We start from the raw sequence: 23,967 nt of genomic DNA on the forward strand, positions 1-23,967 counted from the left end.
AAATGGGAATCATAAAAACATTAGATGCCTCATTAAGTAATAAAATTGCAGCTGGAGAAGTGATTGAACGTCCGCAATCTGTTGTTAAAGAATTAGTGGAGAATGCAATAGATGCTCGTGCTACAAAGATAACTGTTGCAGTAGAAGAAGCAGGTTTAAAAAGAATTAAAATAACTGATAATGGTTCAGGTATAGATGAAGATGATTTGGCGTTGATGTTTTTAAGACATGCAACGAGTAAGATTTCAGATGATCATGATTTATTCCATATTCGCACGTTGGGTTTTAGAGGAGAAGCATTAGCTTCAATTGCTTCAGTAAGTCGTGTGACAGTTAATACGTGTAATGACGGTAAAGTTGGACATCAAATTAAAGTTGAAAATAGTCAAATTGTCAGTCGTAATCTACATGCAGCGCGTATAGGAACTGAAATGATTGTCGAAGATTTATTTTATAATACACCTGCTCGGCTGAAATATGTAAAAAGTTTGCAGACAGAGCTTGGTAAAATAACGGATATTATAAATCGATTTATAATGAGTTTTCCGGAAATTCAGTTTACTTTAATAAGCGATGAAAAAGTCGTTGTTCAATCCACTGGCAATGGTAAATTAAATGAAGCAATGGCCGTTATATATGGCATGAAGATTGCAAAAGATATTGTAGAAATAAATGGTGAAACAGGCGATTATAAAGTGCATGGCTATATTGCTAAACCAGAACATACAAGAAGCAATCGCCACTATATGTCGATATTTATCAATGGTCGTTATATTAAAAACTTTATGCTTTCGAAAGCAATTATCAATGGCTATCATACGTTATTACCAATCGGCAGATACCCGATTGTAAGTATACACATTTCTATGGATCCAAGTCTTGTTGATGTGAATGTACATCCAACAAAGCAGGAAGTTAGATTGTCAAAAGAACCGCAATTAATGCAATTAATTGAACAGTTAATCAAAGAGAAGCTCCTTGGACAAAATCTAATACCGAAAGTTACGACAAAGAAAAAAGTACTCGAACAATTTGAACAACAAAAGTTTGAATATGAACATCGTAATTCTGAGCAAGTTGTGAAGGAAAATCAAAGTCCCGATTTTAATGTCAATCGTGGCTTTAGTATTGAAAAGTCTAACGCTTTTGACAAAGCTTCAGAAGTTGTACAAAATAATAATGATTATGTACATAGTAATGACACTTTTAAAGCATCTACTCATAAAAGTGATATAGACGATAGTTCTGGTGAAAAAAAACTTGAACATGACCAACTATTAGAGACGAAACAAGATATTAATAAAGACGCTGTTATCTTCGAAACAGAAATTGTAAAGATGCCTGATGATTCACCACAGCAAGAAACAGCGCACATTCAACCCCGAAAACTTCCGTATCTAGAGGTTGTTGGACAAGTACATGGCACTTATATTGTCTGTCAAAATGATTCGGGGATGTTTATGATTGATCAGCATGCCGCCCAGGAACGCATTAAATATGAATACTTTAAAAATAAAATCGGTGAAGTGAGCCACGAATTACAGTCTTTATTATTTCCGGTTAATATACAATTAACACAAGATGAAGCAATGAAGTTTTCAATGCTTCAGGAAAAATTATCAGAAATTGGTGTTACGCTTGAACACTTTGGTGGACGAGATTATGTCGTTAATGAAGTGCCTGTCTGGTTTCCTGAAGACGCAAAATCAACGATTGAAGATTTAATTGAATATTTATTTGAACATCAGCATGTGAATTTAAATAAATTCAGAGAAGAGACTGCAATTATGATGAGCTGCAAGAAATCAATCAAAGCAAATCATTATTTAAAGAAAGATGATATGATGCGATTAATAAATGAGCTCGCACAAACGAACGAACCTTTTACATGTCCACATGGACGTCCGATTACCATTCAATTTACAACCTATGAATTAGAAAAACTGTTTAAGAGAGTGATTTAATGATATTACCGGCCATCAGAAGTATGAAAGATTTAGAAAAATTTATTCAAACAAATTATGACTATTGCGTCATTCTTGATTTGCATATCAGTCAACTTGAGCACATATTAAATATGTTGAAATTAAACGGTAAATCAGCTTTTTTTCATGTCGATCTCATTAAAGGACTTGCGATAGATGAAGCCGCCGTTGAATATTTAATTCAGAAATTTAAAGTTTATGGTATTGTTACGACGAAAACAAAGCTTATAAAAAAAGCAAAGTTACTCGGAGCACAGACAATATTACGTACTTTTATCATCGATTCGAGTGCTTTAAAGAAAAGTTATCGTTTTATAGAAGCATGTGAACCTGATTATGTTGAAGTATTACCAGGCATTGCAACAAAAGTTATCAAAGAAATGAGTGGTCACACAGAGAGAAAGATTGTAGCTGGAGGGCTCATTGAAACGATTGAAGAAGCGGAAATCGCATTAGCAAACGGAGCATCTCATATAACTACGAGCAATCAGAAGTTATGGGAGCACTACAATCCGATTAATAAAAATTGACAACGTTTACATTTTATTATAAGATTATTTCAAGTTAATATTTTGGGACGAGTTAAAGAGACCTTTTTATCATTAGATAAAGGGGTCTTTTTGTCTTTTTTAACTTAATATCATATAGGGGTGAATTTATGAATGAGTATGTAGCGGAATTTGTAGGAACGGCAATCTTAATATTATTTGGTGCAGGTGTGTGTGCAAATGTGAATTTAAAGGGGAGCTTTGCACGTGGTGCTGACTGGATAGTAATTGCTGTTGGATGGGGACTTGCAGTAACATTAGGTGTATATGCAGTTGGTGCCTTTTCAGGTGCACATTTAAATCCAGCTGTTTCAATTGGTTTAGCAGTGAATGGTGATTTTGAATGGGCAAAAGTACCGGGCTATATTTTTGCACAAATTTTAGGTGCGATGGTGGGTGCTGCAATTGTATGGCTGCATTTCCTGCCACTGTTCAAAGCAGAAGAAGATGCAGGACCAAAGCTTGGTGTCTTTGCAACAGGTCCGGCCTTTCCAAACTATTTCTCAAACTTTTTATCTGAGATTATCGGCACTGTGATTTTAATGATGGGATTATTGTTTTTGGGAGGCGATTTTACCAATGGTTTGAAACCAGTAATTGTAGGACTATTAATCATTGCCATCGGAATTAGTCTTGGTGGTGTAACTGGATATGCGATTAATCCTGCACGTGATTTTGGACCAAGACTTGCACATTTCCTTTTACCGATTCCGGGTAAAGGTAGTTCTAATTTCGCATACGCTATCGTACCGATATTAGGACCAATAGCAGGAGGGATGTTTGGTGCAACGCTTTATCGTCTATTATTTAAAGGTCAGTTTGCAACAATCGATTTCATTTCAGTCATCGTAATGATTGGCGTATTAGTATTAGGTGTTGTATTAAATAAAGCAATATTAAAAGAGAAAACTTCACCGATTATTTAATGTACCGAGCTGAATTGCGATGATTTGTTCAATAAAGAATATAGAATAAAGGGGATAGAAATATGGATAAATTTATTTTAAGTATTGATCAGGGTACGACAAGTACGCGTGCAATGTTAGTTAATCATGAAGGTGATATTAAAGGCGTATCACAAAGGGAATTCAAACAGCATTTCCCACATAGTGGTTGGGTAGAACATGATGCAAATGAAATCTGGTCTTCGGTATTATCATGTATTTCAAGTGTATTGATTGAGAATGATGTTAAAGCTGAGCAAATTGAGGGAATTGGTATAACAAATCAACGTGAAACGACTGTTGTGTGGGATAAGCATTCGGGCAGACCGATTTATCATGCAATTGTCTGGCAGTCACGTCAAACTCAGGAAATTTGTAATGAATTAAAAAATAGGGACTTAGAGCAAACGTTTAAAGATAAAACAGGATTGTTGTTAGACCCGTATTTTTCAGGTACTAAAGTAAAATGGATCTTAGATAATGTTGAAGGTGCCAGAGATAAAGCTGATGCCGGAGATTTACTGTTTGGTACGATTGATACATGGATTGTCTGGAAATTGACACGTGGTAATGCGCACGTAACAGATTACTCAAATGCTAGTCGAACGTTAATGTATAATATTTATGATTTAAAATGGGATGATGAATTACTTGAATATTTAACTGTACCACAGTCAATGTTACCTGAAGTTAAACCTTCAAGTGAAGTATACGGTCATACAGATGCAACGCATTTCTTTGGATTACAGATTCCTATTGCCGGTATTGCAGGCGATCAACAGGCTGCGCTATTTGGTCAAGCATGCTTCAATGCTGGTGAAGCGAAAAATACATACGGCACAGGTTGCTTTATGTTAATGAACACAGGTGAGAAAGCTGTGAAATCAGAAAGTGGTTTACTGACGACTTTAGCATATGGTATCGACGGTAAAGTTAATTATGCATTAGAAGGCTCAATTTTTGTTGCCGGTAGTGCCATTCAATGGTTACGAGATGGTATGCGTATGATTAAAGATGCTCCGCAATCTGAAAGTTATGCAGCAAGTATTGAATCAACAGATGGTGTATATGTAGTGCCTGCATTTGTAGGTTTAGGTACACCGTATTGGGATTCAGAAGCACGTGGGGCAGTATTTGGCATTACACGTGGTACTGAAAAAGAACATTTTATTCGAGCAACGCTAGAAAGCTTAGCTTATCAAACGCGTGATGTTATTGATGCGATGGAAAAAGATTCCGATATTGAACTTAAAAAATTACGTGTTGATGGGGGAGCAGTGAAGAATGATTTTCTAATGCAATTCCAATCAGATATTCTCGATGTACCAGTTGAAAGACCTGAAAACAATGAAACAACAGCTTTAGGTGCTGCTTATTTAGCAGGTATTGCTGTAGGTTACTGGAAATCTAAAGATGAAATTAAAGAAAACTTTAAATTGGATCAGCAATTTGATCCAAAGATGGACGAAGAAAAAAGAAATGATTTATATAAAGGATGGCAGACAGCGGTTAAAGCTACACAAGTATTTAAAAAATAAGTTTTTATGGAGGAATAATAATGCAACTTTCAAGTCTGAATAGAAATCAAACATTGAACAAAATGAAGGAAGAATATTATGATATCGTAGTGGTTGGTGGTGGTATCACCGGTGCAGGTATCGCATTTGATGCAGCACAGCGCGGTATGAAAGTCGCACTCGTTGAAATGCAAGACTTTGCAAGCGGAACTTCTTCACGTTCAACTAAGCTTGTTCATGGTGGATTACGTTACTTAAAACAGCTGCAAATTGGCGTTGTAAGTGAGACTGGGAAAGAAAGAGCGATTGTTTATGAAAATGGACCTCATGTAACGACACCTGAATGGATGCTCTTACCGATGCATAAAGGGGGTACATTTGGCCCGACAACAACATCTCTTGCATTAAAGGTTTATGATTACTTGGCAGGTGTAAAAAAATCTGAACGCAGAACGATGTTATCAGCTAAAGAAACATTAGCAAAAGAGCCCCTAGTGAAAGAAAATGGCCTTAAGGGTGGGGGCTATTATGTTGAATACAAAACAGATGATGCGCGTATGACGATTGAAGTGATGAAACGTGCGGCAGAATTTGGTGCAGATATATTAAACTATACGAAAGCAACAGGCTTTACTTATGATAAGAAAAAGAAAGTAAATGGTATTGAAGCTATAGATACTATCTCTAATACAAAGTTTAAAATTAAAGGTCGTAAAGTTGTTAATGCATCTGGACCATGGGTTGATGAAGTGCGTGGAAAAGATTATTCGAAAAATAATAAGCAACTCCGTCTGACTAAAGGGATTCATCTTGTCTTTGATGAAAGTGATTTTCCTTTAAAACAGGCAGTATACTTTGATACTGAAAGCGATAAACGTATGATCTTTGCGATTCCTCGTGATGGCAAAACGTATGTCGGAACTACAGATACATTCTACAATAATGATAAAACAAGTCCAAAAGTAACACAGGAAGATCGAGATTATATCATTGATGCAATCAACTATATGTTCCCGACTGTAAAAGTTACAGACGAGGATATTGAATCAACTTGGGCAGGTATTCGTCCTCTAATCTTAGAAAAAGGGAAAGATCCATCTGAAATTTCACGTAAGGATGAAATTTGGGAAGGTAAATCTGGTCTTCTGACGATTGCCGGTGGTAAATTAACAGGATATCGTCATATGGCTCAGGAAATCGTTGATTTAGTTGCAAAACGTTTAAAAGAAGAATATAAGCTTAACTTTAAAGAAAGCAACACTAAGCATACAACAATTTCTGGCGGAGATGTAGGAGGCAGTGCTAATTTCGAGCACTTTATTGAAAAGTCACTGAAACCTGAACTCTACAGTTATCTTCCTGAAGAGGACCAAAGATTTTTGATTAAAAAGTATGGTTCAAATGTAGAGAAATTATTTAACATTGCACATACCAAACATACTGCTGAAGTGAACGGATTGCCATTAGTTTATTACGCACAACTTGTGTATTCAATACAGGAAGAAATGGTCGTTAAACCAACTGACTTCTTGACACGTAGAACAGGTGACCTCTATTTTGATATTCATAAAGTTGAACAGCGTAAGGAAGCGGTTATAGATACGATGGCTAATTTGCTCAATTATGACAACGGACAACGAGAAGATTACACACGTGAGCTTGAACAAAAGATTCATGAAGCAAAATCTCCTTCAGTTCAAGTTTCTGTAGAATAAATAAAGACGAATAACAATTGTGAATAAAACCATCCAAATAATTTTATTTGGATGGTTTTACTATATTTAATTTGAGGATAAGATTATGACGAAAATAAATACTTTCGTTATAATATAGATGAGGTGAAGAATGATGGAAATTACGAATAAGTTTATGACGTTAAAGGATAACACACGTATTGCATTTAAATTATATAGACAAGAAAAAAGTAAGGGTGTCATTCAGATGCTTCATGGCATGGCTGAGCACATGGATCGTTATGATGCAGTTTGTCGATATTTTTGTAGTATGGGTTACGATGTTTTGATTCATGATCACAGAGGACATGGAAAGCATATCAGTCCTTCTGAAAAAGGTCATTTTCCATCTATCGATACATTAATTGAAGATGCAAATGAAATTTTTGAAACATTTGATTTTAAAGGAGAATTTATTTTGTTCGGACATTCTATGGGAAGTATCGTCGCTAGAAAATATGTTATTAATTATCCGGGTTTATTCGATAGACTTATATTGTCAGGTACTAGTTTCTATAATAAGAAATTTGAGGCAGCTGCGCTATTGCTTAAACCATTATTAAAGTTGCATCCCGCTAATAAAAAGCTAGATTTCGTCAATAAATTGACTCTGAACGATTTTAATCGTAAGTTCAGACCATTACGAACAGAGAGTGACTGGATCAGTTTGAATGAGGATAATGTCGATGCTTTTGTCTCAGATCCTGATGCAGGATTTAATATGTCGATAGGTGCTTTAAATTCAATTAATGAATCGTTAAAGTTTACAAGCAGTAAGAAGAATGTTAAACGCATGAATAAAAATCTTAAGATTCTTCTGGTAGCTGGCCAGGATGACCCTTTCTCAAATTTCGGAAAAGGTGTAGATAAAACAGGGAAGTTATTTCATAAGTGTGGCATTCATCATGTATATGTTCAGCTCTATGAAAATGCAAGACATGAAGTATTGTTTGAAAAAAATCAACAAGAAGTATTAATTAATATTGGAAAGTGGTTAAACCGAAATGAATAAAATACCTTTAATCGTAATTGTAGGGCCAACTGCAGTTGGCAAAACAGCATTAAGTATAGAAATTGCGAAACGCGTTGACGGTGAAATCATTAGCGGTGATGCCATACAAGTTTATCGGGGCATGAATATCGGCAGTGCTAAGATTACCGAAGAAGAAATGGATGGCATTCCACATCATTTAATTGATATTTTAGAGCCTGATGAACCATATTCAGCCGCACAGTTTAAAATACATGCGGAAGCAATAATTGAAGATATCTATGCACGTGGAAAAACACCTATGGTTGTTGGAGGTACTGGACTATATATTCAAAGTTTATTGTATCAATATGAATTTGTTGAAGAAGATCAGCATGTAAAGATGCAATTGCAGGAAAAATATAATCCAATGAATCTAGACGAACTCTATCAAATACTGACGGAAATAGATGCTGAAGCGGCATCTGTTATTCATCCAAATAATAAACAGCGTATAATTAGAGCGATTATTTATTTTGAGATGCATAAAAAATCAATTACATCGCAAAAAAAAAGTCAGACAATCAACGAAAAATATGATACAGTTATTATAGGACTTAATATGCCGCGTCCTACATTATATAATCGAATCAACCATCGTGTATTACTTATGATTGACCAGGGATTGGTACAAGAAGTGAGTAACTTAATAGACAGTGGCTATAGAGATAAACAAAGCATGACTGCAATAGGGTATAAAGAGATAATTCCTTATATAGATGGAGAAGTTTCATTGAATCAAGCGGTAGAAAGTTTGCAGCAAAATTCTAGGAATTTCGCAAAGCGTCAGTTGACATGGTTTAACAATCAAATGTCGATTGAATGGTTTGACAGTAGTGATTTATCCATTCAGGAAATGGGTGATCAAATAATGACAAATATAGAGGGGAATTATTATGACAAATTCAGGTAATCTGCAGGATGCATTTTTAGACAAGTACAAGACAAGCGGAACAGAACTGACTGTTTTCTTAACAAATGGCTTTCAAATGAAAGGTACAGTATTAGACTTTGACAAGTATGTAATTTTACTTAATGTTGGAGAAAAAGAAAACCTTATTTATAAACATGCAATTAGTACTTTTGTAGAATAATGTGATGCAAACAAAATAATAGAACAAATCCAGAGATGGATTTGTTCTTTTTTTTGTTTATTATTAAGTATTATTTATTATTCCATTAAATAAGTGATATCTTAAAGTAAATTTTCGATATCTTCAGTTAATGATTCAGGCGTCTTTGTTGGTGCGTATCGGTTTACAACATTTCCATTTTTATCTACAAGAAATTTTGTGAAATTCCATTTGATACCATCACCAAGTAATCCTTTTGTTTCTTGTTTTAAATATTTAAATAATGGATGTGCATTGTCACCATTGACCTCAATCTTATCATGCATTGGGAAGGTTACGCCGAAATTTAAACGGCAGTTTTGTTCTGCTTCAGCACCATCACCAGGTTCCTGGTTTCCAAATTGATTGCATGGAAAACCTAATACGATAAAATCTTGGTCTTTATATTGTTGATAAATTTTCTCCAAACCATCGAACTGTTTAGTAAAACCACATTCACTGGCAGTATTGACAATTAACATTGCTTTACCTTTGTATTGTGATAATGGGTATGTTTCATGTTTGGTGTTTGTAACATTAATATCATAAATTGACATGTTGTTTCTTCCTTTCTACTTGTTTATTTTATTGTTTTACCGCAAACTATTGTAAGAGGTGATATTTTGAACGATACATATATAAATATTGAACGTGCTCTTATTATAGCAGTTCACTTAAAAAAAGAATCAGATTTTGACTTTCAGGCAAGTGTTTCAGAGATAAGATCATTATGTGAAACAGCAGGGCTTGAAGTAGTAGATACTGTAATACAAAATAAAGATCGTACTGATCATTCATTTTATCTCGGAAAAGGAAAAATTGAAGAGATTATCGAATTAAAAGAACACGTTGATCTGGAATTCGATGTTGTTGTCGTAAATGATGAACTCACGAATTCACAATCAAAACGTCTTAATGAAATGCTGGAGTGCAAAATTATTGATAGAACACAGGTTATTCTAGATATATTTGCGCAACGCGCAAAAAGCAGAGAAGGTAAACTACAAGTAGAACTTGCTCAGCTGGAATATTTATTACCACGATTAAGTGGACATGGTCAGTCGTTATCACGACTCGGTGGTGGTATTGGAACGCGTGGGCCAGGTGAAACAAAGCTTGAAATGAATAGGCGACATATTCGTAATAAAATTCACGATATCAAAACGCAGCTTGAAGTAATAAAGGAACATCGTAAAAGATATCGAGAAAATAGACAGAAAAAACAAATGTTCCAGGTGGCGCTCGTTGGTTATACAAACGCAGGAAAATCAACATGGTTTAACAAGTTGACCGAAAGTAATACATTTATGGAAGATAAACTATTTGCAACACTTGATCCAAAAAGTAAAATTATGAAGGTAAATGATGGCTTTAATATTTTATTAAGTGATACCGTGGGATTTATTCAGCAGTTACCGACGCATCTTGTTGAAGCATTTAGTTCGACGCTTGAGGAAGCAAAGTATGCAGATGTGATTGTCCATGTGGTCGATCGTAGTCATCCTGATTATATGAATCATATTAAAACGGTCGAAAATATTCTTGCAGAACTTGATATGAAAAATATCCCGATGCTCACTTTATATAATAAAAAAGATTTACTTGAAATGTCTGTTGATACAACTGGTCCACATCAACTCGTTGTGTCGGTTAACGACCCTGAAGATGTATCACGCTTTAAAGCAGCATTGGTCAATTTAATAAAAACAGAAATGCAGTCATATCATATTAAGATGCTGGATTATGATGGACAAACTATTTCTACACTAAAAGAAACGACGCTCGTAGAAAATTTAGAATTTAATGAAATGAGTCAGTTATATGAAATTAAAGGATATGAAAATCCTGAAAATGGTGTAACTGAACAATTGATGAATCACAAAGCAGTTGAAACAATATTTACAGAAACAGAGGGTAAAAATGAAGATAACTAAAAATGATGCTTTACAGCATTTAATCGAAAAAACAGATATAAAAATAGCTGAACAATTGAAACGAATTGAACAAAGCGCACTGTTTAATCAGAAAAAAGTACTGGACGCTTTCAGTGCCTTGAAAATATCTGAGGGAGATTTAGTAGGATCAAACGGATATGGGTATGACGATATGGGACGAGACAATCTTGAAGCAGTGTACAGTCATGTATTTAAAGCTGAAGACACGATTGTTAGACCTCAAGTAATCTCTGGGACGCATGCCATCACACTTGCACTTCAAGCGAACTTAATGCATGGAGATGAACTGATCTATATTACCGGGAAACCTTATGATACGTTACTTGAAGTGATCGGTGTTGAAGGGAACGGTATAGGTTCTTTAATTGAACAGGGTGTAAAATATCAACATATTGAATTGAAAGAAAATCAGATAGATATTCCTTCAGTATTAGATGCGATGAGTGTAAATACGAAGTTGATTGCAATACAACGTTCAAAAGGTTACAGTTCAAGACCGTCGCTTACCATCGCACAAATTGAATCTGCCATTCAAGCGATTAAAGCGCAATATCCAAATGTAATTATATTTGTCGATAATTGTTATGGTGAATTTGTTGAAGATAGGGAGCCTATAGAAGTTGGTGCAGATTTAATAGCAGGTAGTTTAATCAAAAATCCTGGTGGTGGTATATGTAAAATAGGGGGTTATATATCCGGTCGAAAAGATTTAATAGAACGTATTGGTTATCGTTTAACAGCGCCGGGCATCGGAAAAGAAGCTGGTGCATCATTATACAGTCTGCTAGAAATGTATCAAGGTTTCTTCTTAAGTCCGCACGTAGTCAGTCAGGCATTAAAAGGTGCGGTGTTTACAAGTGCAATACTATCACAATTAGGTATGGAAACTACACCACGATTTGATGATTATCGTACTGACTTGATACAATCGGTTACATTTAATGATAAAGAAAAGATGATATTATTCTGTCAGGCGATACAAAGTGCTTCACCGATTAATTCTCAATTCTTACCGATGCCAGCATATATGCCGGGATACACAGATGACGTAATTATGGCAGCAGGAACATTTATTCAAGGTGCATCCATTGAATTAACGGCAGATGGGCCTATTCGTGCCCCTTATGAAGCTTATATTCAAGGTGGATTAACATATGAACATGTGAAACTGGCCATCATTAAAGCGATTGAAAATTTAGTTGAAAAGCAAGTTATTAAATTATAAAATTATCCATGTAAGGTTTCCTTACATGGATTTGTTTTTTAAAAAAAAGTATGTTAATTTATAAATAGTTCTTAGTGGAGGTGCAAAATTGGCAAGTGATAAAGTAAGAAGAAACATGCCGGTATTTCCTATAGGTGTAGTAATGAAATTAACAGAGCTAACGGCGAGACAAATTCGTTACTATGAAGAACAACAATTAATAAAACCAGAACGCACTGAAGGCAATCAACGCTTATTCTCAATGAATGACCTTGATACATTACTAGATATTAAATTATTACTTGAAAAAGGATTTAATATGAAACGTATCAAAACATTATTATATGAGAAAGAAAGTGCAATTAAGACATCATTTGAAGTGAAAGAGTCTTTATATTATGATGTGAGTGAACTAAACAGTAAGACAGATATACCTATTAACCGTGGAGATTTATCAAGATTTTTCAAATAAATTTATTGGAGGCTATTATGGCTAAATACACTAAGGAAGATATTAAAAGATTTGCTGAGGAACAAAACGTACGTTATTTAAGATTACAATTTACTGATATTTTAGGCGCAATTAAAAACGTTGAGATTCCAATCAGTCAGTTAGACAAAGCATTAGATAATGAAATGATGTTTGATGGTTCATCAATTGAAGGATTCGTACGTATTGAAGAATCTGATATGAAATTATATCCTGACTTAGATACTTGGGTTATTTTCCCTTGGACATCTGATAAAGGTAAGGTGGCACGTTTAATTTGTGATATTTATAAACCAGATGGTACACCATTTGCTGGTGACCCACGCTCTAACTTAAAACGTGTATTAAAAGAAATGCAAGATTTAGGATTTTCAGATTTCAACTTAGGGCCTGAGCCGGAATTCTTCCTTTTCAAATTAGATGAAAAAGGCGAACCAACTTTAGAATTAAATGACCAAGGTGGTTATTTTGACTTAGCACCAACAGATTTAGGAGAAAACTGCCGTCGTGATATCGTACTTGAATTAGAAGATATGGGCTTTGATATCGAAGCATCTCACCATGAAGTTGCACCTGGTCAACATGAAATCGACTTTAAATATGCAGATGCGATTACAGCATGCGATAATATCCAAACATTCAAATTAGTAGTTAAGACAATTGCTCGTAAACATAATTTACATGCGACATTTATGCCGAAACCATTATTCGGTTTAAGTGGATCAGGAATGCACTTTAACGTGTCATTATTCAAAGGACCAAAAGAAAATGCGTTCTTTGATGAAAGTGGTGATATGCAGTTATCTGATGATGCACGTCACTTCATCGCTGGTATTATGAAACACGCAAGAGGATTTACTGCGGTATGTAACCCATTAGTTAACTCATACAAACGTTTAGTACCTGGATATGAAGCACCAGTTTACGTTGCATGGAGTGGCCAAAACCGTTCTCCATTAATTCGTATTCCATCATCTCGTGGTTTATCTACGCGTGTTGAAGTACGTTCAGTTGACCCGGCAGCAAACCCATACATGGCGTTAGCAGTAATTTTACAAGCTGGATTAGATGGTATTAAAAATAAATTAGAAGCACCAGCACCAGTGGATCAAAATATTTATGAAATGAACCGTGAAGAACGTGAAGCTGTAGGTATCGAAGATTTACCATCAACTTTATACACTGCAATTAAAGCAATGCGTGAAGATGGCTTAATGAAAGAAGCATTAGGTGAACATATTTACCGCCAATTCGTAAGATCAAAAGGCATTGAGTGGGACATGTATCGTTTACAAGTAAGTGAATGGGAAATTGAGCAGTACTTAAAGCATTATTAATATAGATTAAACCGCCAACAAAAGTTGGCGGTTTATTTTTTTATTACTTTTTTTCAATTTTTACTTTCACAGCATTTTGTATATTTAATATTTCACCTTCATTTAAAGTGACATCCGTTTCTTTTTCGTCCTTTATATTTAATGAATAATAATTTTTAGAATTATACGCTCCATTAAAGAATAATTATTGTTTACAATGTAAATATATCAAAAACGTATGTTGTTTTACACTTAATGTGTCGTATTTACATAAAATTTACAATTAAATAGTATGATAATTATAAAAAAATAATTATATTATTAAAAATGACCAAAAAGGGTATATACATATTGAAACTATCCATAGATTAATATAGAATATGTTGAATGTGGCTAATTATTATTTATATTTATTATGAAAAATATAGAATTAATAGTTTATAAATAAATAAATGGAGGCAGCAAGATGCCAGAAAAAATTAAAAAGCAATTTATTGCATATTCAGAAGCTGTCAAAGAAGACAGCCCGCTGTATAGTTACATCACTAAGCAAATCGCAGAAGAAGAACAATTAATGATAAAGATTAAGCCTCATTTTTTTAATGCACATTTTATTTCTTTATACTTGTCTTCTGTGTTAAAACATCTATATATTTACGAGGATCAATTACGTGATTATTATCTAAACTTTACGAATGATCCAAAGAAACCTTCAAAAGAGATGATAAAAGCATTTCTTGCTTTTCAGGAATCACATTTCTCTGATTTATTAGGTGACATTGAACGATTTAACTTGAAGAAGAATATTGTTGAACGCTCTTCTGTGTTAGTTCCTGTCTTTCAGCATATTATTAAGTTAAGTGGACAGGAACAATTTAATGTTGTAGAACTTGGTTCAAAGGGTGGATTATTACTTAATTATGATTGGTATGGCTATACTTTCAATAAAAAAATAGAAATTGGTAATACGAAAGATTTTAATATTAAAGTTAAATTAAATGGCTATGACGAAGGGTTTGATATATCAAATCTTGCACATCCACATAAAAAAGTGGGTATCACAAAAAATAAGATTGATTTAACGCTTGATGATGAATATTTCTGGCTGATGAGTCTTTATTATCCGGAAGAGACGAAGCGACGTAAACATTTTATGAAAGCACGCAAAGTATTTCTGGAACATCCTGTTGAAATATTAGAAGGCGATGAGCTTACGCTTTTACCAGATGTACTTGCGACATTACCAGAAGATGAAGCTGTTATTTTATTTCATATTCATGTGACCAAAAATTGGTCAGATGATAAAAAGCAACAGTTAATGGAAATCATTAGTGAGTTTTCACAAACGCATGAAATATATCATGTTCATCATCAAATTTTTAATAATGATATCTATCTGGATTCATTTGTTGAGGGTAAATTACAACGTCAAAAACTAGCACATTTTGATTTAAATACATTGACCATTGATTGGTTACATAATCAAAAAGTGATATTCTAGATTGAATAAAAAAAACAGCGCATTTTTGCGCTGTTTTTTTATGCCGTAAAATATGCATCATATATGGCTTGTACTGCTTTTCTTTCATCTGTTTCATCTATCCCAAACATCATACTAATTTCTGAAGACCCCTGATTGATCATCTTCAAGTTAATATTATTCCGTCTGAATGCTTCTGTCGCTTTATTTGCTGTACCAACCTGAGTTTTCATACCTAGTCCAACAATCATGAGAATTGCTATATTCTCTTCTACAGAAATATCATCAACATTGAGTTGATTTTTTATTTCAGTGATCAGTGCATACAAATTATCGTTGAACTGATTTTTTCTAATGATTAAACTGATATCATCAATACCAGATGGCATATGTTCATAAGAAATATTATTGCTTTCAAGTATCGTTAATAACTTTCTTGTAAAACCTATTTCTCTATTCATTAAATACTTAGTCATATTAATACTAACAAAGCCAGAATCACAACTTACACCGACAACACCGCTTGAAGCTCTAGTTTTAGTAATCATCGTTCCAGGATGGTCTGGATCGTTTGTATTTTTAATATTGACGGGAATACCTTCTTTGTATAATGGCATTAATGCTTCATCATGAAAAACATTGAATCCGGCATATGAAAGTTCGCGCATTTCTGCATATGTTAAGTTGTGTATGGAAGCTGGATTTTCCACTATATTAGGGTTGGCGGCAAAAATTCCTGAGACATCCGTGAAGTTTTCATAAATTTCAGCATGAACACTTCTTGAAATAATTGCTCCTGTTATATCACTTCCGCCTCTGGAGAAAGTGACGCGATCTCCGTTTTCATTTACGCCAAAAAATCCTGGAATAATTATTTTTCCTTCGATATTTTGAATAACCTTATAAATTTTTTCATAGCTATCATCTAGTATAATCGCGTTACCTGGTTCGTCTGACACAATCATATTTAATGCTTTCGGAGATAGATAAGTTGTTTTTATACCATTTTGATTATTATATGCTGCAATGAGCTGTGCATTAAAATCTTCACCTGAACTTTTTAGTGCATCAAGTAATCGTAATGGCTGATTATTATATTTTTGTATAAAGTCCAGAAGTTGTGTCTTGAAAAGAGGGGTTAATGATGTCGTTAATCCTAATTCATCTTCTATACTTTCAAAACGGTGAAGAATATCATTTAATTTATTGTCATATTTTTCACTTAGCAGTACTTTATCGTATAATTGAATTAATAAGTCAGTTACTTTGACATCTTCAGCATATCGTTTCCCTGGTGCTGAAACAATTACAATTTTTCGTTGATCATTTTGATTTATTATATTTAGGATTTTCCTTATTTGCTGCGCATTTGCAACACTGCTGCCTCCAAATTTACATACGATCATTAACAACACTCTCTTCTTTTTGTATTTTAAGCTTTACTTTATTAATGACTTAGTTATACTATAAATATAAATCTTTTTCAAGAGTACATTTGTATTTATCAGAAAAACAGGAGGTTGCTATGAAACAATTAAAGATTGGCTTACTCGGACTAGGAACAGTAGGAACAGGTGTTGTTCGTATCATAGAAGAAAATAAAGAACAAATTAAAGAAAAGCTTAATACAGAATTACTTATCACCGCAATCGGTGTTCATAATATAAATAAAAAACGTGATATAGATGTAGAACAATATCACTTAACAACAGATTTAAAATCAATCGTGAATAGCGACATTGATATTCTTATTGAAGTGATGGGTGGAATAGATGACACTTATGTATTAATTAAAGCAGCATTACAGAATAAAATTCATGTGATTACCGCAAATAAAGATTTACTTGCAGAGCGATTAGAAGTATTAGAAAATGCATCCCGTGAATCTGGCGTTTCATTAAAATACGAAGCAGCAGTAGCTGGAGGTATTCCGATTATCAATGCGTTGAACTATGGCTTAAGTGCTAATGGTATTACACATTTTATGGGTATATTTAATGGTACAAGTAATTTTATTTTAAGTAAGATGAGCAATGAAGGTCAGTCTTATGAAGAAGCTTTGAAAATTGCTACTGAATTAGGATATGCCGAAGCAGATCCAACAGCAGATGTTGATGGTATCGATGCGCAAAGAAAAGTAGTGATTATGAGCTACTTAGCGTTTAATCAGTTCAACAAATTACAGGATTGTGCGGTTGAAGGTATTCGAGATGTGCGATTAAGTCATATAGAGCTGGCAAAACAGCTTGGATATCGCATAAAATTAATCGGTAACGGTTTATATGATGGAAAACAAGCTAAGTTATCTGTTGCACCAACTGCTATTCCACAAACGCACCAGTTAGCGCATGTTGAAAATGAATATAACGCAATCTATATTGATGGTAACGCTGTAGGCGATACGATGTATTATGGTAAAGGTGCTGGTAGTCTTGCCACTGGTAGTGCAGTAGTTAGTGATTTACTGCATATTATTGAAATGTTTGACACTGATAACCATAATTTACCGCTTCATCTTGAAGTAAATACTAAATCAGTACAATCTAATCACTCTCACAATATGCTGCTAATGATTGATTTATTTGCTGATAGTAAGGTCGATACATTGTTAAAGGATATCAAACATTCTCGATATATCGTTCAGGACGGCATTGTTGCACTTGAATGTAATGAATTAAATGCACAGGATTATGAGACGATTAAGGATTATTTAAATCAATTAAATGAAATATACAAAATATACAGAATCGAAGGTGTTTAGCATGAAAAGATGGAATGGATTACTAGAAGAATATAAAGCCTATTTACCGATAAATGAAAATACACCATCACTTACATTGAATGAAGGAGGAACACCATTAATTCATATGCCATTTCTTTCTGAATTACTGGAAAATGAAGTGTATGTAAAAGTTGAGGGTGCAAATCCTACAGGTTCTTTTAAAGATAGAGGTATGGTGATGGCTGTTGCTAAAGCAAAAGAAGAAGGTAAGGAAATCGTTATCTGTGCATCTACTGGTAATACTTCAGCATCTGCTGCAGCTTATGCAGCCCGTGCTGGATTAAAGACTGTCGTTGTCATTCCGGAAGGAAAGATTGCGATGGGGAAACTTGCACAGGCAATTATTTATGGCGCTGAAATTGTATCGATTGAAGGCAACTTTGATGAAGCGTTAAATATCGTTAGAAAAGTGAGTGAAATAAGAGATGATATCGCACTCGTAAATTCAGTTAATCCATATCGTCTTGAAGGACAAAAAACTGCAGCTTTTGAAGTGATAGAACAACTTGGTGCATCTCCAGATATTTTAGCAATTCCAGTAGGGAATGCCGGAAATATTTCTGCATACTGGAAAGGTTTTAAAGAGTATGCAGAAAAGCATAATACTTCATTACCTCAAATGTTTGGTTTTCAGGCTGAAGGTGCGGCACCTATTGTAAAAGGTCATGTGATTGACAAACCGGAAACAATTGCTACAGCGATTCGTATCGGAAATCCTGCAAGCTGGAAACTCGCTGAAAATGCACGAGATGAATCTTCAGGATTAATAGATGCAGTAACTGATGAAGAAATTTTAGAAGCTTATCAACTCATTACGAGTAAAGAAGGTGTATTTGCTGAACCAGGTAGTAACGCAAGCATCGCAGGTTTAATTAAGACGCATAAAGCTGGTAAACTCCCGAAAGGCAAAAGAATCGTCGCAGTATTAACAGGTAACGGACTAAAAGATCCACAAACAGCGATAGATACTATAGAAGTACAACCTAAAGTATTAAAAAATGAAGAAGAAGCTATCATAAAATATATTGAGTCGGTGATTTAAATGTTATATATAAAAGTACCTGCATCTACATCGAATTTAGGACCAGGATTTGATTCATTGGGGATGGCAGTTAATCTTTATTTAGAATTAGAAGTTTCAGAAAGTGACGCGTGGAATATCCAGCATTTTGGTGAGGAACTTGCTGGTTTAGAAAATAATGAGGAACATTATATACGTAAATACTGTTCATATTTTATGGAAAAATTTAATTTACAAACAAAATCCTTTACTGTTGTTATGCATACAGATATTCCTTTAGCAAGAGGTTTAGGTAGTTCAGGTTCAGCTTTAATTGCGAGCCTTGAAATTATTGATTATTTTTATGGGCTGGATTTGTCGAAAGAGGAAAAAGTAAGTCTATTATCTGAAATTGAAGGTCATCCTGACAATGTTGCACCAAGTGTATTGGGTGGTGTTGTGGTAGGCTATTATAATGCACATCACAATACTACAAGAACATTGCAGGTTCCTGTCATTGAATGGCCGATCATGGTGGTTATTCCAAACTATGAACTAAAAACAAGTGAAGCACGTGAAGCCTTACCTGCAAGCTTACAATATAGTAAAGCTGTTGAAGCAGGTGCAATTGGAAATATGCTCATTGCAGCATTGTACGCAAAAGATTACGTTACTGCTGGTCAAATGATGATGCAGGATGTATACCATGAACCATATCGTAAACATTTAGTGCCACATTATGAAATGGTGAGAGCAGCAATTACCGGAGATTGTTTTGCATTTTTAAGTGGTGCAGGCCCGTCCATCTTTGTCGTATGTCACCCAGATCATTTCAATGAAAACTTTAAACAACTCAATCAGTTACAAAATTGTGAAGTTAAACACATTCAAGTTGATGTTAATGGTGTTATTGCATACGAAAAATAATTATTTTATGATACGATAACTTTATTAAATGATATGGAGTGAAGAAAATGCAATATAAAATGATTGTTTTAGATATGGATGATACGCTTTTAACATCTAACAATACTATTCTGGATTCAACGAAAGAAGTATTAATAGAGGCACAGGAAAAAGGCATCAAAGTGGTACTTGCATCTGGAAGACCAACTGGTGGTATGCTTGATGCTGCAAAAACTTTAAAACTTGCTGAATATGGATCATACATCTTAAGTTATAATGGGGCTGAAGTAACAGATATGCAAACAGGAGAACGTATTGCAGAGACATATGTCAGCAAAGCGTCGTTCGATGAAGTTTATGATTATTTGAAGGCACGTGATGTCTTTGTATTAACATATATCGATAACACAATCGTTTATGAAGGCACACATGAATACATGAATGTTGAACATGAATTAACAGGTCTGCCGATGCAGCCTGTTGATGATTTGAAAACATTTGTACAGATAAATGTTCCGAAATTAATGGGTGTTGATGATATCGATAAAATTAGTGCGATGAACGAGACAATCGGTGGTAGATTTAACGATGATATCCATGCTACGACTTCTAAACCATTCTTCCTTGAGTTTATGAATAAAAATGTATCTAAAGGTAAAGTTTTAAAACAGCTCGTTGATAAGTTAGACATTCAACCAAGTGAGGTTATGGCTTTCGGAGATAGTAATAACGATAAGGATATGCTTGAATTTGCAGGACTTGGTGTTGCAATGGGGAATGCAAATGACAATATAAAAGCAATCGCGGATGTTATAACTGACGATCATAATCAGGATGGAATCGCACGTATTGTTAAACAATATTTATAATAATAAAACGCAGGTCATCAAATTTATTATGACCTGCGTTTTTTCAACGGTTATATTGATATCCTTTTAAGAGTGCATAAACGATGTCTAGTAAAGGGGTATTTAGTTGATGATGTCTTGCACGTGTATAAATATATCCCTGAATAAACTCAAATTCTGTTAATGCATTCTCTTGTACATCATAGTACATCGATGTGCCCATATGATCAGGATAGCCGTTATATATATTTAATATTTCATCTATCGTATCTTCATTAAATGTCAATCCGTCTTTATTTGCCACTGTGATACCTTCTTTTAATAACTGATTTAAAACTTGATTAACTTCCTCTACTTTTAATACTTGTGCGGTATTTTTCGTTAATGCTGTCATTGAGTTGATGCCAAGATTAACAAGCAGTTTAAACCAGATTTGTTGAAGATAATTATCGCTAATCGTTATATCAAGGTCTGTATTTAGAAATATCGATTGCAGTTTTTTAGTATGCGCATTGTTCGGCAATACAAGTCGATTATCTCTAAAATATATTACGATATCATCTTTTTTCTGTCCGCTAATATAGACGACTGCATGGAAGGTGTTAGGATGCGTTATTCGCTCTGTTTGAGAGTAACCATTCTGGCAAATGATAATAATTGTTTCAGGGTGCGTTATATTCTCAATATAGGGTACGATGTCTTTTAATGTATATGCTTTTGTTGTAATAAATATGACATCGTATTTTTTAGATGATTCTTTTAGCATTTGTGTTTTGTAGGGTAACGATATTTTTTTATTATCTATTTGTAAGTTGATGTCTCTCTTATTTGTCGCAAATATATCGATATTAAGAGATTTATCTTTTGATATTAGATGCAGTATAATACTTCCGACAGCACCAGCACCAATAATTGCTATATTCTTCATCATAATTCTCCTCGTATAATAAATTATTTCATTAATATATTATTATATTAAACTATACACACACTCCTTTACACACTATAATGTATATACTATGAAAAAAGGTGTGAAGAATTTGAGAACGACTCAAGATTTATACAAGATGAAACAGAACGGTGAAAAGATTACGATGCTGACTGCATATGATTATCCGAGTGCAAGACAAGTTGAAAAAGCAGGTATTGATACAATACTTGTTGGAGATAGTCTTGGTATGACAGTGTTAGGATATGAAACGACAGTGCAGGTTACACTAGATGACATGATTCATCACGGACGAGCAGTGCGTCGTGGTGCGCCGAATACATTTGTGATTGTCGATATGCCGATAGGTAGTGTCGGCATCAGTATGGAACAAGATTTGAATAATGCATTAACGTTATATCAAACAACAAATGCCAATGCAATTAAAGCAGAAGGTGCACATTTAAGAGATTTCGTTGCACGTTGTAAACAAATTGGGATACCAGTTGTCGCGCATTTAGGATTAACGCCACAATCTGTTGGTGTTATGGGTTATAGTGTACAAGCGAAGACTAAAGATGCCGCAACACAACTCATTGAAGATTGTAAAGCGATGGAGGTTGCAGGTGCCATCATGATCGTATTAGAAGTGATTCCAAGCGACTTAGCTAAAACAATTAGTCAGACGGTGAATATTCCGATTATCGGTATCGGTGCAGGAAATGGTACGGACGGGCAAGTACTTGTATATCATGATATATTACAATATGAACAAGATCACCGTGCGAAATTTGTTAAAGTTTATGGTGACTTCTCGACAGGCGTAGATGCGATAAAACAATTTAATGAAGAAGTAAAATCAGGCGTATTCCCAAGTGAGGAATACACATACAAAGCAAAAATTATGGATGAATTAAATAAAGGTGAGGTTTAAAATTGACAGTAAAAGTAAAGACGATAAAAGAAATGCAAGCAATTGTAAAATCTTTAAAAAGTGAACAAAAATCAATCGGACTCGTGCCAACGATGGGTGCTTTACATGAAGGTCATATGACATTAATGAAACGTGCACAAAGTGAGAACGATGTTGTCATAGCAAGTGTATTTGTAAACCCATTACAATTTGGGCCGAATGAAGATTATGATGATTATCCAAGACAAATCGATCAGGACCAAGCATTATTAGCTGAGAACGGTATTGATTATGTATTTGCGCCAGAACCAGAAGAAATGTATCCAAGTTCATTGCAAATACAACTGACAGTAGGTGCAATGGCGCAAGTATTAGAAGGTGCGAAACGACCTGGACATTTTGATGGTGTTGTTACAGTTGTAAATAAATTATTTAATATAATTCAGCCAGATCAAGCTTACTTCGGTAAAAAGGATGCACAACAGCTTGCGATTATAGAACAAATGGTTACAGAGATGAATCATTCTGTTGAAATAGTAGGGATAGATATAGTGCGTGAACAGGATGGGTTAGCGAAAAGCTCGAGAAATGTGTATTTAACTGAAACAGAAAGATTAGAAGCTGTGGCACTTTCACAAAGTTTACAAATTGCAAAAACTTTGTTTGATAACGGCGAGCGAAATGTTGAAGTAATTGAATCTGCAATAAAAAAATATTTAACAGCGCATACAGCTGGTAAGATTGATGAAGTTGCAATTTATAGTTATCCTGAATTAAAACAAGTTGAAAAAATTGATACACAAGTGTTCATTTCATTAGCAGTGAAATACAGCAAAGCACGATTGATTGATAATATTATTTTAAAGGATGATAAATAAGTGATTAGAACAATGATGAACGGTAAGATTCACCGTGCACGCGTTACAGAAGCAAATTTAAATTATGTTGGCAGTATTACAATAGATCAGGACATATTGGATGCAGTTGATATGTTACCAAATGAAAAAGTACAAATCGTAAATAATAATAACGGTGCGCGTCTTGAAACGTATGTTATTTCAGGAGAAAGAGGAAGTGGCGTTATTTGTTTAAATGGTGCTGCAGCCCGTTTAGTACAAGTTGATGATATTATTATCATTATTTCTTATGCACAATTAAACGAAGAAGAATTGAAACATCACGAACCTAAAGTTGCGATAATGGATGAGAATAATAAGATTAAATCATTGCTGCATGAAACTGCACATACAATCGTTTTATAAATAAAGAGACGTCA

The 23,967-nt window shown here is 34.3% G+C and carries 23 protein-coding genes; 20 read left to right on the forward strand and 3 right to left on the reverse strand.

All coding sequences use genetic code 11. The annotated features are described in order from the left end of the window. Positions 1–2 precede the first annotated feature (2 nt). From mutL to hfq, 8 genes are all read left to right on the forward strand, one after another. Entirely contained in the window at positions 3–1,964 is a 1,962-nt protein-coding gene (gene mutL, locus KFV12_RS06325; protein WP_254257585.1) for a DNA mismatch repair endonuclease MutL, read from the forward strand. Further along, the gene (locus KFV12_RS06330) at positions 1,964–2,515 is read left to right on the forward strand and encodes a glycerol-3-phosphate responsive antiterminator (protein WP_111714740.1); all 552 of its coding nucleotides are present in this window, start codon (positions 1,964–1,966) and stop codon (positions 2,513–2,515) included. The genes mutL and KFV12_RS06330 overlap by 1 nt, the downstream gene beginning before the upstream one ends. A 128-nt stretch (positions 2,516–2,643) precedes the next feature. After that, on the forward strand, positions 2,644–3,459 hold the full coding sequence (locus KFV12_RS06335; protein ID WP_254257586.1) for an MIP/aquaporin family protein: 816 nt from the start codon (positions 2,644–2,646) through the stop codon (positions 3,457–3,459). A 62-nt stretch (positions 3,460–3,521) separates the two neighbouring features. Next, on the forward strand, positions 3,522–5,015 hold the full coding sequence (gene glpK, locus KFV12_RS06340; protein WP_254257587.1) for a glycerol kinase GlpK: 1,494 nt from the start codon (positions 3,522–3,524) through the stop codon (positions 5,013–5,015). A gap of 20 nt (positions 5,016–5,035) precedes the next feature. Further along, complete coding sequence (locus KFV12_RS06345; protein WP_254257588.1) at positions 5,036–6,709, forward strand: glycerol-3-phosphate dehydrogenase/oxidase; 1,674 nt, start codon at positions 5,036–5,038, stop codon at positions 6,707–6,709. A 130-nt stretch (positions 6,710–6,839) separates the two neighbouring features. Then, positions 6,840–7,739, forward strand: coding sequence for an alpha/beta fold hydrolase (locus KFV12_RS06350; protein WP_254257589.1), 900 nt, complete (start codon positions 6,840–6,842; stop codon positions 7,737–7,739). Then, positions 7,732–8,670 (forward strand): tRNA (adenosine(37)-N6)-dimethylallyltransferase MiaA, encoded by a 939-nt coding sequence (miaA, locus tag KFV12_RS06355; RefSeq protein WP_254257590.1) that lies wholly within the window; start codon positions 7,732–7,734, stop codon positions 8,668–8,670. The genes KFV12_RS06350 and miaA overlap by 8 nt, the downstream gene beginning before the upstream one ends. Next, positions 8,654–8,851: an RNA chaperone Hfq gene (gene hfq, locus KFV12_RS06360; protein WP_111714754.1), complete on the forward strand. Its 198-nt coding sequence runs from the start codon at positions 8,654–8,656 to the stop codon at positions 8,849–8,851. Before miaA ends, hfq begins: the two co-directional genes overlap by 17 nt. A gap of 101 nt (positions 8,852–8,952) precedes the next feature. Here the strand turns inward: hfq and KFV12_RS06365 are convergent, their stop codons facing one another. Beyond that, positions 8,953–9,426, reverse strand: a complete 474-nt coding sequence (locus KFV12_RS06365; RefSeq protein WP_111714755.1) for a glutathione peroxidase — start codon at positions 9,424–9,426, stop codon at positions 8,953–8,955. A 66-nt stretch (positions 9,427–9,492) separates the two neighbouring features. On the opposite strand from KFV12_RS06365, the gene hflX reads away from it, so the two are divergent. The 5 genes from hflX (at position 9,493) to KFV12_RS06390 (ending at position 15,335) form a co-directional block, all read left to right on the forward strand. Continuing rightward, positions 9,493–10,803, forward strand: coding sequence for a GTPase HflX (gene hflX / locus KFV12_RS06370; RefSeq protein ID WP_254257591.1), 1,311 nt, complete (start codon positions 9,493–9,495; stop codon positions 10,801–10,803). Then, the gene (locus tag KFV12_RS06375; RefSeq protein ID WP_254257592.1) at positions 10,790–12,049 is read left to right on the forward strand and encodes a methionine gamma-lyase family protein; all 1,260 of its coding nucleotides are present in this window, start codon (positions 10,790–10,792) and stop codon (positions 12,047–12,049) included. Before hflX ends, KFV12_RS06375 begins: the two co-directional genes overlap by 14 nt. Positions 12,050–12,164: 115 nt before the next feature. Next, positions 12,165–12,500, forward strand: coding sequence for a MerR family transcriptional regulator (locus KFV12_RS06380; RefSeq protein ID WP_111715520.1), 336 nt, complete (start codon positions 12,165–12,167; stop codon positions 12,498–12,500). 17 nt (positions 12,501–12,517) lie between these two features. Then, positions 12,518–13,855, forward strand: a complete 1,338-nt coding sequence (glnA, locus tag KFV12_RS06385; RefSeq protein ID WP_239242697.1) for a type I glutamate--ammonia ligase — start codon at positions 12,518–12,520, stop codon at positions 13,853–13,855. A gap of 445 nt (positions 13,856–14,300) precedes the next feature. Then, positions 14,301–15,335 (forward strand): DUF2332 family protein, encoded by a 1,035-nt coding sequence (locus tag KFV12_RS06390; protein ID WP_254257593.1) that lies wholly within the window; start codon positions 14,301–14,303, stop codon positions 15,333–15,335. Positions 15,336–15,373: 38 nt separating this feature from the next. Here KFV12_RS06390 and KFV12_RS06395 read toward each other — a convergent pair whose 3' ends face one another. Then, the gene (locus KFV12_RS06395) at positions 15,374–16,720 is read right to left on the reverse strand and encodes an aspartate kinase (RefSeq protein ID WP_111714763.1); all 1,347 of its coding nucleotides are present in this window, start codon (positions 16,718–16,720) and stop codon (positions 15,374–15,376) included. 119 nt (positions 16,721–16,839) lie between these two features. On the opposite strand from KFV12_RS06395, the gene KFV12_RS06400 reads away from it, so the two are divergent. Genes KFV12_RS06400 through KFV12_RS06415 form a run of 4 tightly spaced genes read left to right on the forward strand, consistent with a single transcriptional unit; the run spans position 16,840 to position 20,871 of the window. Further along, positions 16,840–18,075: a homoserine dehydrogenase gene (locus KFV12_RS06400; RefSeq protein WP_254257594.1), complete on the forward strand. Its 1,236-nt coding sequence runs from the start codon at positions 16,840–16,842 to the stop codon at positions 18,073–18,075. 1 nt (position 18,076) lies between these two features. Further along, entirely contained in the window at positions 18,077–19,138 is a 1,062-nt protein-coding gene (gene thrC, locus KFV12_RS06405) for a threonine synthase (RefSeq protein ID WP_111714767.1), read from the forward strand. Beyond that, complete coding sequence (thrB, locus tag KFV12_RS06410; RefSeq protein ID WP_111714769.1) at positions 19,139–20,023, forward strand: homoserine kinase; 885 nt, start codon at positions 19,139–19,141, stop codon at positions 20,021–20,023. Positions 20,024–20,070: 47 nt separating this feature from the next. Continuing rightward, the gene (locus tag KFV12_RS06415; protein WP_254257595.1) at positions 20,071–20,871 is read left to right on the forward strand and encodes a Cof-type HAD-IIB family hydrolase; all 801 of its coding nucleotides are present in this window, start codon (positions 20,071–20,073) and stop codon (positions 20,869–20,871) included. Between the two features lie 43 nt (positions 20,872–20,914). Here KFV12_RS06415 and KFV12_RS06420 read toward each other — a convergent pair whose 3' ends face one another. Beyond that, the gene (locus tag KFV12_RS06420; RefSeq protein WP_254257596.1) at positions 20,915–21,778 is read right to left on the reverse strand and encodes an oxidoreductase; all 864 of its coding nucleotides are present in this window, start codon (positions 21,776–21,778) and stop codon (positions 20,915–20,917) included. Between the two features lie 112 nt (positions 21,779–21,890). Here KFV12_RS06420 and panB point away from each other — a divergent pair, with 112 nt between their 5' ends. The 3 genes from panB to panD are packed head-to-tail and all read left to right on the forward strand — an operon-like array spanning position 21,891 to position 23,953. Then, positions 21,891–22,712, forward strand: coding sequence for a 3-methyl-2-oxobutanoate hydroxymethyltransferase (panB, locus tag KFV12_RS06425; RefSeq protein ID WP_302054734.1), 822 nt, complete (start codon positions 21,891–21,893; stop codon positions 22,710–22,712). A 2-nt stretch (positions 22,713–22,714) separates the two neighbouring features. Further along, entirely contained in the window at positions 22,715–23,569 is an 855-nt protein-coding gene (gene panC, locus KFV12_RS06430; protein WP_254257597.1) for a pantoate--beta-alanine ligase, read from the forward strand. After that, a complete protein-coding gene (panD, locus tag KFV12_RS06435; RefSeq protein WP_111714777.1) occupies positions 23,570–23,953 on the forward strand; it encodes an aspartate 1-decarboxylase in 384 nt (127 codons plus the stop codon). Positions 23,954–23,967 lie beyond the last annotated feature (14 nt).

The sequence above is a fragment of the Macrococcus epidermidis genome, assembly GCF_024205965.1.
Classification (GTDB): Bacteria; Bacillota; Bacilli; order Staphylococcales; family Staphylococcaceae; genus Macrococcoides; species Macrococcoides epidermidis.

What these genes read in the sequence shown, in the direction of transcription:
- KFV12_RS06400 (WP_254257594.1), top strand. Translation starts at nt 16,840, where the DNA reads ATGAAACAATTAAAGATTGGCTTACTCGGACTAGGAACAGTAGGAACA.
- KFV12_RS06350 (WP_254257589.1), top strand. Translation starts at nt 6,840, where the DNA reads ATGATGGAAATTACGAATAAGTTTATGACGTTAAAGGATAACACACGT.
- thrB (WP_111714769.1), top strand. Translation starts at nt 19,139, where the DNA reads ATGTTATATATAAAAGTACCTGCATCTACATCGAATTTAGGACCAGGA.
- KFV12_RS06335 (WP_254257586.1), top strand. Translation starts at nt 2,644, where the DNA reads ATGAATGAGTATGTAGCGGAATTTGTAGGAACGGCAATCTTAATATTA.
- KFV12_RS06390 (WP_254257593.1), top strand. Translation starts at nt 14,301, where the DNA reads ATGCCAGAAAAAATTAAAAAGCAATTTATTGCATATTCAGAAGCTGTC.
- KFV12_RS06330 (WP_111714740.1), top strand. Translation starts at nt 1,964, where the DNA reads ATGATATTACCGGCCATCAGAAGTATGAAAGATTTAGAAAAATTTATT.
- KFV12_RS06375 (WP_254257592.1), top strand. Translation starts at nt 10,790, where the DNA reads ATGAAGATAACTAAAAATGATGCTTTACAGCATTTAATCGAAAAAACA.
- KFV12_RS06365 (WP_111714755.1), bottom strand. Translation starts at nt 9,426, where the DNA reads ATGTCAATTTATGATATTAATGTTACAAACACCAAACATGAAACATAC.
- KFV12_RS06420 (WP_254257596.1), bottom strand. Translation starts at nt 21,778, where the DNA reads ATGAAGAATATAGCAATTATTGGTGCTGGTGCTGTCGGAAGTATTATA.
- glnA (WP_239242697.1), top strand. Translation starts at nt 12,518, where the DNA reads ATGGCTAAATACACTAAGGAAGATATTAAAAGATTTGCTGAGGAACAA.
- glpK (WP_254257587.1), top strand. Translation starts at nt 3,522, where the DNA reads ATGGATAAATTTATTTTAAGTATTGATCAGGGTACGACAAGTACGCGT.
- hfq (WP_111714754.1), top strand. Translation starts at nt 8,654, where the DNA reads ATGACAAATTCAGGTAATCTGCAGGATGCATTTTTAGACAAGTACAAG.
- KFV12_RS06345 (WP_254257588.1), top strand. Translation starts at nt 5,036, where the DNA reads ATGCAACTTTCAAGTCTGAATAGAAATCAAACATTGAACAAAATGAAG.
- miaA (WP_254257590.1), top strand. Translation starts at nt 7,732, where the DNA reads ATGAATAAAATACCTTTAATCGTAATTGTAGGGCCAACTGCAGTTGGC.
- KFV12_RS06415 (WP_254257595.1), top strand. Translation starts at nt 20,071, where the DNA reads ATGCAATATAAAATGATTGTTTTAGATATGGATGATACGCTTTTAACA.
- KFV12_RS06395 (WP_111714763.1), bottom strand. Translation starts at nt 16,720, where the DNA reads ATGATCGTATGTAAATTTGGAGGCAGCAGTGTTGCAAATGCGCAGCAA.
- KFV12_RS06380 (WP_111715520.1), top strand. Translation starts at nt 12,165, where the DNA reads ATGCCGGTATTTCCTATAGGTGTAGTAATGAAATTAACAGAGCTAACG.
- thrC (WP_111714767.1), top strand. Translation starts at nt 18,077, where the DNA reads ATGAAAAGATGGAATGGATTACTAGAAGAATATAAAGCCTATTTACCG.
- mutL (WP_254257585.1), top strand. Translation starts at nt 3, where the DNA reads ATGGGAATCATAAAAACATTAGATGCCTCATTAAGTAATAAAATTGCA.